Below are 13,870 nucleotides of genomic sequence, written 5' to 3'. Positions count from 1 at the left end.
ACGTGAAAGGAGGAAGCAATGAAGCAGAAAGAGAAGAGTAATGGAAGCCCTCGCGGACGCTGGGCTGAGTGCTGGGTTGAGCGTATCGCCGGGCCCGCCAGTGCCGAGGAAATGCGCATGTGGCCGCTCATGTTGCGCACCCTCGCGCTGAGCCTGCGCGCCGGTATTCCTCTGCAGGAAGCGGTGCACGCCAACCCGGGCTCCAGGCAACTCGGGGAGTCCGGGCAGTTCGGGGAGAACGAGCTGGTGCAGGGTGCGGGGAAAACGCACGCGAAGAAAACAACCGCCCGGAAAAGCACCCGACTCCGACGAGCGCGAAGCTCCTCGCCGCTCTCCGAAGACTACGGGCAGAAGCGGTGCGCCGAAGATATTCGCCGCTTCACGCAGGCGCTCGCCACGGTCACCTCCTGGGGTGCCCCAGCGCACCTCGCCTGCGCCCAACTGCTCGAAAACAGCGCCCGGATGCGCCCGCACAGTCGCGAGCGCCTGCACGACCTGCAGCTGAGCCTTCGTATGAGTGAGAGCGCCGGCGCGCCGCTCGCCACGAGCCTGGAACGCGCCGCCGAACACGCCGAAGAACGCATTGATGCGCTCCTGGGTAGGCAGAGCGCCCTCGCCGCACCGCGCGCCACCGGCAGAATCCTCTCCTGGCTGCCGTTGCTCGGCCTGGGTCTGGGTGTGCTCATGGGAAGCGACCCCGTGGGCGTGTTGACCGGCTCCATTCTCGGGGCGCTTACCGGCTTGCTCGGGTTGGGGCTCGCCTTTGCCGGGCGACGCTGGACCGCCGTGCTCGTGCATCGGGCTGAGGTGGAAAGCGCGGCAAGTAGTGGAGCCGAACAAACCTCGAACGTGCCGCCCGTCGATACCGCCCTCGTGCTGGAACTACTCGCCGCGCAACTACGCGCCGGGCTCGCACCGCTCGCCGCCCTGGGCACCCTCGCCGAGGCGCTCAACAGCCGACCGCTACACACGGTCTGCCAGCGCCTACAGATGGGCAGCGGCTGGGGGAGCGCCTGGTCGGGCTCCGCGGCGGGAACCTTCGGTGAGCTGCGGGATGCGCTCGCCCCCGCCTACACGGGCGGCGCACCCAGCACGGCGCTACTGCTCTCCCTCGCCGATGCGCACCGCCTCAGCGAGCGCCGCGCGGCAGAACGCGCCGCCGGAAAGCTCTCCGTCGCGCTCGTGGTGCCCCTCGGGCTGTGTTCGCTACCCGCCTTTATCTGCCTGGGTATTGTGCCCATCCTCATTTCGCTGCTACCCACGCTGACTGGCTAAAGAACCAAGCCCATAAGCGCTGTTGACTAGCTGAAATGCCGAAAAGTTTAGACCCTCGCTCTGCGCCTCGAAGGCAGAAGAGCACCCACCCCGCCCCGAATGACCGGGGCGCAACGAAAGGAAAACCAATGACGAACACCCTCTGCGAAGCAATCCGCCACGACCTGCACCCGGGCGATGCCCCGATTACTGCCCCGGTCGGCGCACCGCGTGAAATTCAGGCTCACGCACCCGGTGCTGAAGCGCAGACCATTCTGGGTCCCGTACCGCTGTCCGTTGCCATTGCAACCACCATGAAGCAGCTGCGCGAAGAATGCCCCGAGCTTTTTACCGATGTTGAACTTTTCACCGGCGCTGAGCAGAAGCATGCCGACCCTAGGATTGACCCCGCCGAAATGGAGATGGATATGAACACTGACCGCCTGAGCCCCGAGCAGGCGCTGACCATTGCCCGAGCGCTCGCCGAGGGCTGCACCCTGGACGAATGCGGCGCCACCTGCCGCAGCCTGGGTGAGCACGCGCCCGGCTGTGCCGAATACGTGCCTGCTGAAGGCGATGAAAAGACGCCCGCTGAGTATGCCCCGGCGGGTGATCCGGAGGAGGGCGCCTCCACCGCGGAGTACGGCATTGTGATGCTTGCGGCGGTCGGCTTTGCTGGTCTGCTGGTGCTGATTCTCAAGTCCGATGAGGTGCGTTCCATGCTCCTGGATATTGTGCGTAATGCGCTGTCTATTGCGGGCAATACGGGACTGCTCTAGCGCTTTTGAAAATTCCATCGTGGAGTTTTGCTCTAGATGCTATGCACCCCGAAAAATGAGGCAAGAAAGGAGGAATAAAGAATGAATGCTCATGTGAATTTGGGTGCTTGGTGGCATGCTCAATCCGCAGGTAAAACCGGGGCGGAATCGGTGCCCGATACCCCGCACGAGGACGCCGCAGAAGAGGGTGTCATCACCGCCGAATTTGCGGTCGCCCTACCCGCCGTGACGGTGGTGCTCGCCCTCTGCCTGGGCGCCGCCTCCACGGGGGTTGCGCAGCTCAAGGTGGAGGAATCCGCGCGAACGGCTGCCCGCGCCGCCGCCCGCGGAGATTCCGAGGCGCAGATTCGCTCCGCCGTCAGCCGCATCGACCCGGCGCAGAGCGTGCAGATTTCCGTTTCTCCTGATGATGTAGCCGCGGCAGAGGAGGGGCGCGCCTGGCAGGTGCATGTGCGGGTGAGCCGTCCCGCCCCCGGCGTGATTGGCTCGGCAACCGGCTGGGTGCTGCGGGCGGATGCCCACGCCCGCGTTGAAGGCGGCGGCGAAAACGATGCTGAAAACGGTGCGGGTCATGAGGGTGAGTAGAGCCGCTATGCATCCCGCCCCGAAAACAGCCTCCGAGAATCAGTGCCCCGAAGAGGGTAGCGGCACCGTCCTCGCCCTCGCCATTATTGCCGCGCTACTGGTGGTGACCGTGGTGATTGCCGGGCTCATCGGGGTGGTATCCGCGAACCGCAGGGCTTCCGCGGCCGCCGATCTGAGCGCGCTCGCGGCGGCGGACGCCTACCGCGGGCTCACCGAGGGGGACCCGTGCGCGGTCGCGGCAAATCTTGCCGAACGCCACGGTGCGCACCTGGAATCCTGTACTTTTCCGGATCGCCCCGAAACGGTGGAGGTGACGGTCGCCGTCCCCGTCGCAGGACCCATGGGCATGCTGGGGCCGGCGAGGGTGCGTGCCCGCGCCGGGGCTGAGCGCCCCGAAGAAGAGTATGCCGAAGAAGAGCACGCCGCGGCGGGCAATGCGGAGGAGCTGAGCCCCGATGAGGTCGCCGAGCTGGAGGAAGAGCTGGAAGCTGAGCAGGACTCAGCGCCCGAACCCTCCGAACCAGAGAACCCAGCCGACTAGGCTATTTATGCTCATCGGGAGTTCTCATCCCAGCACGCCCTACGCCTCCGCCATACTCCGCAGCATCGCCGTTAGTAGCGCCCGCGCGCCGTGCTTGCTGAGCGGCTCGTTACGTTTGCTGTGTATAGATATTTTTTGCATCTTTTTGGGTATATAAAGATATTAAAACGTGATTTAATATACAACGGTTTGAGAGGAGAGTATATGCTGTAACACTAAGTCATATTTGGTTTACTGCTAGGGTTGTAAGCCAGCCTAGAGGAGGCATGACCAAAATACTGGATGTTTTCACTGCCGTCAGGATAGACTCAGAGAGTCATATTCATAGGAAGGAGAACCTACAGTCATGGCTAGAGTCGAAGCCGAGACTGACATCTGGGTCAGTGGTCTCTTCAAAGAGGCAAATATCGTCGCGAGCCCCCAGGGGAGCGGAATTAAAGAAATCAATGATGCTCTTAAAACAGCATCAAAAAAACTTAACGGACAACACGGCGCGCCGGACTTTATCGGCGTTTCGAAAGATTTTCTTATCGTTGTAGAGAATAAGAAGTCCATAAGAGAGCATGAAAATCGGGGATCTGATGGTGCCCTGCTTACTGAAGCAAGGTCAATTGAAAAATATGCACTAAACGGTGCGTTGCATTATGCTAAAAACCTCGCAAAGAATACATCTTTCAACAAAGTATTTGCCCTTGGTGTTTCAGGTGACGGTAAGCAGCATCGGATTTCTCCAATTTTTGTAAATGAAAGAGGAGATTATAAAGAATTGGAAGAGATAGAAACATTTGTATCTTTTAGCCCACAGAATATTGATGAATATTATATGCGTGAGGTGCTGGAAGAGGACACTAATTATGACCTTGAGACTCGTCAACTAATTTTGGATGCAGCAACTCTTCATGAAGACTTGCGAGCATATGGAAGTATTAAAGATACCGATAAGCCCCTTATTGTTTCTGGAATCTTGCTTGCGCTGCGCGAAATTGAATTTGGAAATTTCGATATCGATAAACTTGTCGGAGACGAGGAGGTGACTGATGGTAAGAAGATTTATGATGCAATTGAAGCCAATCTAAAGCGCTCGAATGTATCTCCAGAGGTAAAGCGCGATAAAATGCTGACTCAGTTTCGTGTTATTACAGACACGGAGATGATTAACGTAAAAAATGATACGCTCGGCATGACTCCCCTTAAGCACTATACGCGGTTCCTGTACGAAAAAATTTATACGAGCATACGCTTTAGTAAAACTTCTGAAGACATTTTGGGTCGCTTTTATGGTGAATTTATGTCTTATTCTGGTGGAGATGGGCAATCGCTAGGTATTGTCCTTACTCCACGTCATATCACGGATCTTTTCTGCGAGCTTCTAGATTTATCAGTAGAAGATAAAGTCCTTGACCCAACTTGTGGTACGGCAGGATTCTTGATTGCAGCCATGCGAAATATGCTGGATAAAGCGTCTAACGATGCTCAGCGAAATAGTATTCGTAAGAAGCAGTTGATCGGCATTGAGTCCCAGTCTTATATGTTCACTGTGGCTACCACAAATATGATTTTGCGTGGGGATGGAAAATCAAATCTTGAGAATGTTGACTTCCTTGCTCAAGCTCCATCTGTTCTGCAACAAAAAGGATGTACTGTGGGTATGATGAATCCTCCATACTCTCAAGGAAGCAAGGCTCACCCTGAACAATATGAAATTAAATTTACAGAACATCTTCTTGACAGTTTGGTGGAAGGTGGACGCGCTGCTGTAATTATCCCGCAGTCTGCCTTTACTACGTTGTCAGCAGATCGCGACAATATGCTTAAAAAACATACTCTGGAAGGCGTTATTAATCTGCAGAAGGATACCTTTTATGGTGTAGGAACTGTTCCTTGTATTGCTATTTTTACTGCCCATGAAAAGCACCCGAGTGGCAAGAAAGTTAAGTTTATTGACTTTACTGATGACGGCTATAAGGTCTTGAAACATAAGGGCCTTGTTGAGACTGCTGTGGCAAAGGACCGGAAACAGTACCTGCTTGATGTATGGCATGGACGTATCGAAGCGCCGAATAAATTTATCGTATTGGCTGAAGTGAAGCCGGGAGACGAATGGCTTCATTCGTACTATTATTTTAACGATGAGATTCCCGCAGTTGCTGATTTTGAAAATACTATCGCTGACTTCTTGACTTTTGAGGTCAATATGATTTCTCATGGGCGTGGTAATCTTTTGGGGTCAATTTTTTCTGATGAGGTAGAAAATAGCAAGGAGAAGAGCTAGAGTGGCTTCTAAAGCAGATATTTTAGAAAATCAAAGGTGGAAAGTTTTTAAATTCTGCGGTGAAGGGGGAGTGTTTGATTTACGCTCTACTTCCAGTGGGTTGGATTTTGATAAATCTGATATTTCTAAAAAGGAAGTTCCATATATTACTAGAACGGCTAACAATAATGGATGGAAGACTGAAATATCTCTGAGTCAAAATGCTGCTGTGGAGCTTGATCCGGGTGACACAATTACCATTGGTCTTGATACGCAAACTGTTTTTTACCAGCCTCGAGAGTACTATACTGGACAAAATATTCAGGTTATATCACATCCAAGGCTGAATAGAGTGACTGCAATGTTTGTAATACCAGTAATTCGAAACCAGGTCGAAAAATTTACCTGGGGAGCTAATGGTGCTACTCTTGGTCGTTTGGAGCGTAGTAATATAATGTTACCCGCCGATGAAAATGGAGAACCTGATTGGGATTTTATGGAATGGTATATCAGTAATATTCAGGGTGAGAAAATTAAAGAAATTATCCGGTTTTATGAATTTAAACTTAAAGAGATGGATGCACCTGAAGAGCTGGTGCAAATTGAGAATTGGGGGGAATTTTCTCTAGGGGATATATTTAAGTTTATTAGGAGGACTTCTGTCCCTATGAATCAGCAGACTGTTGTTTCCACTGGTGGGACAAACTATGTTGCTGCAACTAATCGAAATAACGGCGTAAGTAATTATGTGAAGTCAAATCCTAATATTGAGTATCCAGGGAATACTGTCGTTTTTGTTCGTAATGGTGAGGGGTCTATGGGGTACTCTGTTTATAAAAAAGAGTCTTTTATTGCCACCTCAGATGTAACGGTGGGAACTTCAAAGTATTTAAATGAGTACAATGGTAAATTTATAACCACGATTGCTGACCGTGTTCGTAGTAAATATAATTATTACTACAAGAGAAGTGCTAAGCGTCTTAAGGCGGAGATATTGACACTTCCGGTCGATTTGGAAGGTAATGTTGATTGGCTCATTATGGAGGAGTATGTAAAATTTTTGGAGTCGCAAAAAATTATTGAAATATTAAAACATCTTCGCTCTCTGGTATAGGGAAATATAATTTAAATATTAATGTGATTCATCCTTTCAAATTACTCAAGAGTAATTTGAAAGGATGAATTATTATATAAATAAATGTGGAATGTTATTTGTTTTTAGAAGGAATTCAAGACTTTTATAAGCTCATATTCCGCAGCATTGCCGTTAGCAGCGCCCGCGCGCCCTGCTTGCTGAGCGGTTCGTTGCGGTTACCGCACTTGGGCGAGTGCACGCAGGAGGGACAGCCGTTTTCGCATCCGCAGCTTTCAATCGCTTCGAGGGTGGCGCTCAGCCACTGCGCAACCGCGTTGAAGCCGCGCTCGCTGATGCCCGCGCCGCCGGGTGCGGCGTCATAGACGAAAATGGTGGGCCTGCCGGTGTCCACGTGAAGCAGCGTGGAGAGTCCGCCCAAGTCCCAGCGGTCGCTGGTTGCGATGAGCGGCAGTAGTCCGATGGCGGCGTGCTCGGCGGCGTGCAGGGTGCCGGGGCCGTCCTCTTCGGTCACACCCGCGCCGAATAGGTAGCTGGGCTCGAAGGTGAACCAGACCGCCTCGGTCATGAGCACTTCCGGCGGCATGGGTTGCGCCTCTTCGCCCAGGTATTCGCCGCCGTAGACGGAGAAGCGCCGGTAGCCGGTGACCTGGTCGGTGACCTGAACCTGCCCGCGGTGCATGGTGAGCGGGGCGAGCTGCTGTTCGCTGGGAACAGGCTCGCCAGGAGCAGGCACACCGGGAGCAGTCTCACCGGGAACCGCATCCCCAGCGGTGTTTTGCGTACCGTAGCTGACCCGCGCACGCTCCGCCAGAATACGCACCTCGGTGCTCTCAATGGCGCGCGTGTAGTAGTCCGGGTAGACGCGGCTGAGCAGAATCACGCGCTCGCCCTCGCTGAGGGATTCGACCACGTACTGCGCGCTCTGGTGAATGTAGATTGCGCCCGGGTGCCCCTGGCTCATGGCGTGCGCGGCGTCCATGGTGCCAACCAGGGTGCCGTCTTCGGCGTCGATGAGCTGGTAGGGTCCGCCGCCGGTACCGCGGATATCGACCAGGTCGGCGGCTGATTCTGCGTGCGTCCAGTACCAGCCGTCTGGGCGGCGACGCAGGTACCCCTGCTGCACCAGCCGATCCAGCAGTGCGGCGGTGTGCGGCCCGAACAGGCTCAGCTCTTCGGTGCGGAGGGGTGCCTCCTGCGCGGCGGCGCACAGCTGCGGGGAGAGCACGTACGGGTTGGTCGGATCGAATACGGTCGCCTCAACCTCCTGCCCGAAAATTGCCTCCGGGTGGTGCACCAGGTAGGTGTCGAGCGGGTTGTCGTCGGCAATGAGCACGGCGAGCGCGTCCTGACCGCTTCGACCCGCACGGCCCACGCGCTGCATGAAGGAGGCGCGGGTGCCCGGCCAGCCCGCCACGAGTACGGCGTCCAGTCCGGAGATGTCGATGCCCAGCTCCAGCGCGGAGGTGCTCGCCAGGCCGAGCAGTTCGCCGTTGCGGAGTTTGCGTTCGAGTTCGCGGCGCTCTTCGGGGGTGTATCCGGCGCGGTACGCGGCGACGCGGTGGGCGAGGCCCGCCTCCACCTCGTCGAGGTAGCGTTGGGTCTTTTGCGAGAGGATTTCTACGCTGCGGCGCGAACCGGCGAAAACCAGGGAGCGGGTGCGGGAAAGTACCAGGTCGGTGAGCATTTGCGCGCCCTGCTCCACGGGGGAGACGCGGCGCGGCGCCTCCTGCTCCGCCTTCGACTGGACCGCCTGCTGCTGGGTGCTGCGGGCACCCTTGGCGAGCTGATCGTGCGCCTTGGGCGGCATGAATTCGGGCTCCCAGAGCGCGACGGTGGTTTCACCGCGCGCGGAGGTGGACTCGGTAATGGCGGTGACCGCCTGCTGCGGCACGCCAATGAGCTTGGAGAAAGACTCGACCGGGTTGGAGCTGGTCGCGGAGGCGCCGTAGAACACGGGCACGGTGCGGTAGAGCGCGCAGACGCGGCGCAAGCGGCGCAACAGATTGGCGATGTGCGCACCGAAAACGCCGCGGTAGCTGTGCGCCTCGTCGAGCACCACGTAGCGCAGTCCGCGCAGGAAGGACGCCCACTGCCGGTGGTTGCTCAGAATCGAGTAGTTGAGCATGTCCGGGGTGGTGAGGATGAAGTTGGCGTGTTCGCGGATCCAGCGGCGTTCGCCGACGGGGGTGTCACCGTCGTAGCTTGCCGCGTGGAGTCCGGGCAGGTTGTAGGAGGTGAGGGCGGTGAGCTGGTCGGCGGAGAGTGCCTTCGCCGGTGAAATGTAGAGAACGTTCGCTCTATTATTAAGGTTTTCCGCCCCGGAATACGCGGAAGTTGAGCTCGCCGGCTCACCGCATGATGCACGATAAATAGCGTCTAGAGTGGGCATCAGGTAGCTCAGGGTCTTGCCCGAGGCGGTACCGGTCGCCACAATCACGTGCCCGCCGCTACCGGTACTCTCGCTGCCGGTACTCTTGGCGTCTTCGGAGTGCGCGGGAGCCCCAGCCGCAACGCGCCCTGCCTGCCAGCCGTAGCGCGCCGCACTCGCCACCAGCGCCGCATCGAGGCCCGCGTGGGCTGCGTTCGCCGCCTGCACCTGGTGGGCATAGGGCTCGGCAATGCCGAGCGATTCAAAAGCCTCCACCACACGCGGATGCAACCACTGCGGCCAGGGCGCGTAGCTCGCCTCCCTGGCGGCAATGGTGTGAATATGGGTCACCTGCTCGGGCAGGGTTCCGGTGCGTTCCGCCTCCGGCAACAGGGACGCCAGCACTTGCTGTGCGCTCGCGGGTAGCTCGCGGTAGCGTAGCGTTTTTGGGCGCGCCGCAGACTGCCCCTGCTCGTGCCGGTGTGTGGGTAGCTGTTCGGGGTGCTGGTTGGTGTTCTGCGAGGAGGTGCTGTGCGGCATGGGTTCCATTGTAGAGCGGCGGGCTACACTCCGACCTGCCGCCGGTCACTCGCTACCCTGAACGCCGGCTCCGAATCCGGCTCCGAACCCGCTCGGATCCTGCCCCGACCCTGAGCCTAACCCCGCCCCAGCACCGCTTCTGTACTGCCGACCCCGTAGTCAGCGCGCACATATCAAAAAATTTGCATGCTTTAGACGTATATGACGATAAAATAGTTTCGTGGCTCAAAATAAGATTATTCTGTATTACCAGTTCGCCCCCATCGCCGACCCGCAGGCGGTCATGCTCTGGCAGCGTGCCCTCTGCGAGAAGCTCGGCCTGCGCGGGCGCATCCTCATTTCCAAGCACGGCATTAACGGCACCCTCGGCGGCGAAATCAACGCGGTCAAGGCGTACACCAAGGAAACCCGCAAGTACCCCGGCTTCAAGAACATGGAGTTCAAGTGGTCCGAGGGTGGCGCGGAGGACTTCCCTCGCCTGTCCGTGAAGGCACGCGACGAGATCGTGGCTTTCGGTGCTCCCGACGAGCTGCAGGTGGACGAGAACGGCGTCGTTGGCGGCGGCGTGCACCTGAAGCCTGAAGAGGTCAACAAGCTTGTTGAAGAGCGTGGCGACGAAGTGGTCTTCTTCGACGGCCGTAACGCGTTCGAGGCGAAGATCGGCAAGTTCAAGAACGCTATCGTTCCCGACGTGCGCACCACCCACGACTTCATCCGCGAAATCGAGTCCGGCAAGTACGATCACATTAAGGACAAGCCGGTTGTCACCTACTGCACCGGCGGTATTCGCTGCGAGATTCTCTCCGCGCTCATGAAGAACCGCGGCTTCAAGGAGATCTACCAGATCGACGGCGGTATCGTGCGTTACGGCGAGAAGTATGGCGATAAGGAACTGTGGGAAGGCTCGCTCTACGTCTTCGACAAGCGCATGCACATGGAGTTCACCCCGGACACCGTCACCATCGGCAAGTGCGAACAGTGCGGCGCCCCCTCGAACAAGTTCGAGAACTGCTCCAACGATTCCTGCCGCGAGCTGGTTCTGCTCTGCCCCGAGTGCGCAGCTGATGACGCGAAGCGCCACTGCGTGCCCGAGTGCTCGGTGGACCGCGAAGCAGCTAAGGCGAACGCCTAATGGCGTCCGCTAAGGGTGGCGCGGTTCAGATTTCTGAACCTCGCATTGAGGAGCACCCGGGGCTGGTCGTTGCCGGCGTTTCGCAGGTGTTCCCCCTGGATGGCGACTTCTCCTCGCTGTGGGATGAGCTGAATCAGAAGGCGTCCCCGGCGATGCTGGATGTTCTGAACGTGACCCAGTACCTGGGCGTGTGCACTCAGCCGAACCCGAAGGGTCAGGTCCGCTACACGGCGGGCTTCCTGGTGTCGGAGCCGGCGAGCGCGGCGAAGCTTGGTCTGGGCGTGCTGGAGTTGCCTGCGAGCACCTACGCGGTGGTTGAGGTGACCGGCCCGATTTCGGAGTCCATTCCGGCTGGCTTTGCGAGCTTTGAGGAGGCGTTCTTCGCGAAGAATCCGCAGTACCGCCCGGTGGGTGGCCTTGAGGTGTACGGTCGCGGCGATATGCAGGCGGCTGATTACCGTATGGAGCTGTGGGTTCCGCTGGCGAAGCGTTCCTAGGGCGGTTTGTTTCTGCTGTTATGGCTACAGTTTTTGCTGTTGATTAGAAGGGCCCGGCAGTGCGATGTGTTCGTGCTGCCGGGTTTTTCTGTGCCCTTTTGCGCCCATACTTTGCACCCATACTTTGCGCCTATATTTTCGCCAGTATTTTGCGTCAGTATTTGTGTTCCGGCGGGCGGGTGTGCCGTGAGGTCGGGGGAGTGGTGCTCTTTGTGTAACACCTCGAAACAAATACTTGACATGTAAAGTATTTGGGTTTAGATTTAAACCACCAGCCCGGCACTACACGAGTCCGAGCGCAACCCACAAAGGAAAAACCATGAACACCCCCAACAACCCCGGCACTCCGCAACTCGACGAATCCATCCGCATCAGCCACCTCGAGCCCATGCGCGGCGACGAGAAGAAGCTCGGCTTCCTCTCCTTCGGCCACTGGGCTGAGGTCCCCGGCTCCCGCGTACCCTCCGCCGCAGAATCCCTGCACCAGGCAATCGACCTTGCTGTAGGCGCCGAAGACATCGGACTGGACGGCGCGTTCTTCCGCGTGCACCACTTCGACCAGCAGCAGGCAACCCCCTACCCGCTACTCTCTGCAATCGCCGCCAAGACCGAACGCATCGAGCTCGGCACCGGCGTGATTGACATGCGCTACGAAAACCCGCTCTACATGGCAGAACTTGCCGCCATGGCAGACCTCATTGCGGCGGGTCGACTGCAGCTGGGTGTCTCCCGCGGCTCGCCCGAATCTGTCATCCGCGGCTTTGAGAGCTTCGGCTACTACCCGGCAGAAGGCGAAAACGAGAGCGATATGGCGCGCCGCCACCTCGACATTTTCCTCAAGGCAATTGAGGGTGAGGGCATGGCGCCCAGCGCTCGCGTGGCGGGCAAGTACGCCCCCATTCAGCCGCAATCGCCGGGTCTGCGCGACCGCATCTGGTGGGGCGCAGGCACCGATAGCACCGCCGTGTGGACCGCCCAGAAGGGCCTGAACCTAATGTCGTCAACCCTGATGCTGGAAGATAAGGGCATTCCCTTCGACCAGCAGCAGGCGCAGCAGATTCGCCTTTTCCGCTCCGAGTGGGTGAAGGCGGGTAATTCGGGTGTTCCGCGTGTTTCGGTCTCCCGCTCGGTGCTGCCCGTTATCGACGAAACCTCGGCGCGCTACTTCGGTCGCCGCGCCGCGGAGGACTCGCAGGATTACACCGGCATTATTGACAGCAGCTTCTCCCGCTTTGGTCGCAGCTATATTGGCGATCCGGCGGACATTGCCGAAGAGCTCGCCCGTGATGAGGCGGTCCAGGCGGCAGATACCGTGCTGTTGACTATCCCGAACCAGCTGGGTGTGGACTTTAACCTGAAGATGCTTGAGGCAATCGTGAAGGAGGTCAAGCCCGTGCTGACCACTAAGTAAAGGCCCTGAGGTGAAGACCCCGCAACACCTTCTGCGCCAGCAGGGTTTCGCGCCAGCGTGCCGCCGTCGCTTCCGTGATGGGCGGTGGTCGCTGATGAGCGCGAACTCTGCCGCCTCCCGAGGGCAAGGGTGCGGAGCACGTGCGGCAGCCCGCACAAGTGGACAATTGGTCAGTTATCACTGTATAGTCATCGTATGCTGACTATTGCTTCACGCCTCGACGTCATGAACCGGCTCGGCCGCGCCATGGCCGACCCGACACGTTCCCGGATTCTGATGACCCTCCTCGGCGGCCCGAGCTATCCAGCCGTGCTCTCGCGCGAGCTGGAGCTGACCCGCTCGAACGTGTCCAACCACCTGACCTGCCTGCGCGATTGTGGAATCGTCGTCGCCGAGCCCGAGGGCCGCCAGACGCGCTACGAGATCGCCAACCCGCACCTCGCCGCGGCACTGACGTCCCTGATCGACGTCACGCTCGCGGTGGACGAGGCCGCGCCGTGCATCGACCCGGCATGCTCGGTGTCGGGCTGCTGTGGAACGGCGGCGGGAGCATGAGCGAGACCCTGACCACCGCGCGCCGCGCGATGCTGCACCGGCGCGTCCGCTTCATCGTCGGCTTCACGATCACGTACAACGTAATCGAGGCAATCGTCGCAGTCTGGGCAGGTGTCCTCGCCTCGTCCGCGGCGCTCATTGGCTTCGGGCTCGACTCGGTTGTCGAGGTACTCTCGGCCGCGGCCGTCACCTGGCAGTTCACCCGCAAGGACCCTGAGCGGTGGGAAACGGTCACCGTCAAGGCCATCGGCATCGCGTTCTTCGCGCTGGCGGCCTACGTCTCGATTGACGCGGTGCTGGCCCTGGTCGGCCAGGAGGGCCCCGACCGCAGCCCGCTGGGTCTCGGTATCACCGCGCTGAGCCTGGTCGTCATGCCTCTGCTGGCGTGGATTGAGGTCCGCACCGGGCGGGAGCTGGGCTCCAAGAGCGTGATGGCCGACGCCAAGCAGCTCATCCTGTGCATCTACCTCTCCGGTGCAGTGTTCATCGGCCTCGTCCTCGACAGCCTGTTCGGCTGGTGGTGGGCTGACTCGGTCGCGGCGCTGGTCGTGGCGGTGCTCGCGGTGCGCGAAGGCCTGGAGGCCTGGCGCGGCGACGTCGAGTCGCCGTTCGAAGTGCTAGAGGACCTCGAAGACGACTGACCCGTCACCCGACGATGAAGAGCCAGTGCTTGCAACCCAGACATGCGCTACGAAAACCCGCTCTACATGGCTGAACTTGCCGTCATGGCCGATCTCATTGCGGCGGGTCGACTGCAGCTGGGCGTGGACTTCAACCTGAAGATGCTTGACGCCATCGTCAAGGAGATCAAGCCCGCGCTGACCACCAAGTAAAGACGCTGGCCATCAAGTAAAGACCGCG

Annotated in this window: 12 protein-coding genes and 1 pseudogene; 12 read left to right on the top strand and 1 reads right to left on the bottom strand. The window is 58.5% G+C overall.

Annotated elements, in window-relative coordinates; all coding sequences use genetic code 11:
- Positions 1–18 precede the first annotated feature (18 nt).
- The 6 genes from RWZ58_RS01875 (at position 19) to RWZ58_RS01850 (ending at position 6,524) form a co-directional block, all read left to right on the top strand.
- The gene (locus RWZ58_RS01875; RefSeq protein ID WP_314657014.1) at positions 19–1,275 is read left to right on the top strand and encodes a type II secretion system F family protein; all 1,257 of its coding nucleotides are present in this window, start codon (positions 19–21) and stop codon (positions 1,273–1,275) included.
- Between the two features lie 128 nt (positions 1,276–1,403).
- Positions 1,404–2,033 carry a DUF4244 domain-containing protein gene (locus RWZ58_RS01870; protein ID WP_314657011.1) on the top strand — a complete coding sequence of 210 codons (630 nt, stop codon included), beginning with the start codon at positions 1,404–1,406 and terminating at the stop codon, positions 2,031–2,033.
- A gap of 81 nt (positions 2,034–2,114) precedes the next feature.
- The gene (locus RWZ58_RS01865) at positions 2,115–2,618 is read left to right on the top strand and encodes a TadE family type IV pilus minor pilin (protein WP_314657010.1); all 504 of its coding nucleotides are present in this window, start codon (positions 2,115–2,117) and stop codon (positions 2,616–2,618) included.
- 7 nt (positions 2,619–2,625) lie between these two features.
- On the top strand, positions 2,626–3,159 hold the full coding sequence (locus tag RWZ58_RS01860; RefSeq protein ID WP_314657009.1) for an Rv3654c family TadE-like protein: 534 nt from the start codon (positions 2,626–2,628) through the stop codon (positions 3,157–3,159).
- Between the two features lie 346 nt (positions 3,160–3,505).
- Positions 3,506–5,431 carry an N-6 DNA methylase gene (locus tag RWZ58_RS01855; protein ID WP_314657007.1) on the top strand — a complete coding sequence of 642 codons (1,926 nt, stop codon included), beginning with the start codon at positions 3,506–3,508 and terminating at the stop codon, positions 5,429–5,431.
- 1 nt (position 5,432) lies between these two features.
- Positions 5,433–6,524, top strand: a complete 1,092-nt coding sequence (locus tag RWZ58_RS01850) for a restriction endonuclease subunit S (RefSeq protein WP_314657006.1) — start codon at positions 5,433–5,435, stop codon at positions 6,522–6,524.
- Between the two features lie 124 nt (positions 6,525–6,648).
- Here the strand turns inward: RWZ58_RS01850 and RWZ58_RS01845 are convergent, their stop codons facing one another.
- Complete coding sequence (locus RWZ58_RS01845) at positions 6,649–9,423, bottom strand: Zn-binding domain-containing protein (RefSeq protein ID WP_314657004.1); 2,775 nt, start codon at positions 9,421–9,423, stop codon at positions 6,649–6,651.
- A 211-nt stretch (positions 9,424–9,634) separates the two neighbouring features.
- Between RWZ58_RS01845 and RWZ58_RS01840 the strand changes: the two genes are divergently transcribed.
- The 6 genes and pseudogenes from RWZ58_RS01840 to RWZ58_RS08700 form a co-directional block, all read left to right on the top strand.
- Positions 9,635–10,546 (top strand): rhodanese-related sulfurtransferase, encoded by a 912-nt coding sequence (locus tag RWZ58_RS01840; RefSeq protein WP_070665991.1) that lies wholly within the window; start codon positions 9,635–9,637, stop codon positions 10,544–10,546.
- Positions 10,546–11,043 carry a GyrI-like domain-containing protein gene (locus RWZ58_RS01835; RefSeq protein WP_314657003.1) on the top strand — a complete coding sequence of 166 codons (498 nt, stop codon included), beginning with the start codon at positions 10,546–10,548 and terminating at the stop codon, positions 11,041–11,043. Before RWZ58_RS01840 ends, RWZ58_RS01835 begins: the two co-directional genes overlap by 1 nt.
- A gap of 319 nt (positions 11,044–11,362) precedes the next feature.
- Positions 11,363–12,454: an LLM class flavin-dependent oxidoreductase gene (locus tag RWZ58_RS01830; RefSeq protein WP_314657001.1), complete on the top strand. Its 1,092-nt coding sequence runs from the start codon at positions 11,363–11,365 to the stop codon at positions 12,452–12,454.
- 195 nt (positions 12,455–12,649) lie between these two features.
- On the top strand, positions 12,650–13,009 hold the full coding sequence (locus tag RWZ58_RS01825; protein WP_254755868.1) for a helix-turn-helix transcriptional regulator: 360 nt from the start codon (positions 12,650–12,652) through the stop codon (positions 13,007–13,009).
- Positions 13,006–13,650 (top strand): cation diffusion facilitator family transporter, encoded by a 645-nt coding sequence (locus tag RWZ58_RS01820; RefSeq protein ID WP_049331681.1) that lies wholly within the window; start codon positions 13,006–13,008, stop codon positions 13,648–13,650. The genes RWZ58_RS01825 and RWZ58_RS01820 overlap by 4 nt, the downstream gene beginning before the upstream one ends.
- Before the next feature lie 39 nt (positions 13,651–13,689).
- Positions 13,690–13,776: pseudogene (locus RWZ58_RS08700) on the top strand (luciferase); the annotation flags it as partial.
- Positions 13,777–13,870: the final 94 nt, after the last annotated feature.

It is taken from the genome of uncultured Rothia sp., from assembly GCF_963544205.1.
Taxonomy (GTDB): Bacteria; Actinomycetota; Actinomycetes; order Actinomycetales; family Micrococcaceae; genus Rothia.
Note: the sequence above shows the minus strand (reverse complement) of the source record. Positions and strands in the feature narration are given on the sequence as shown.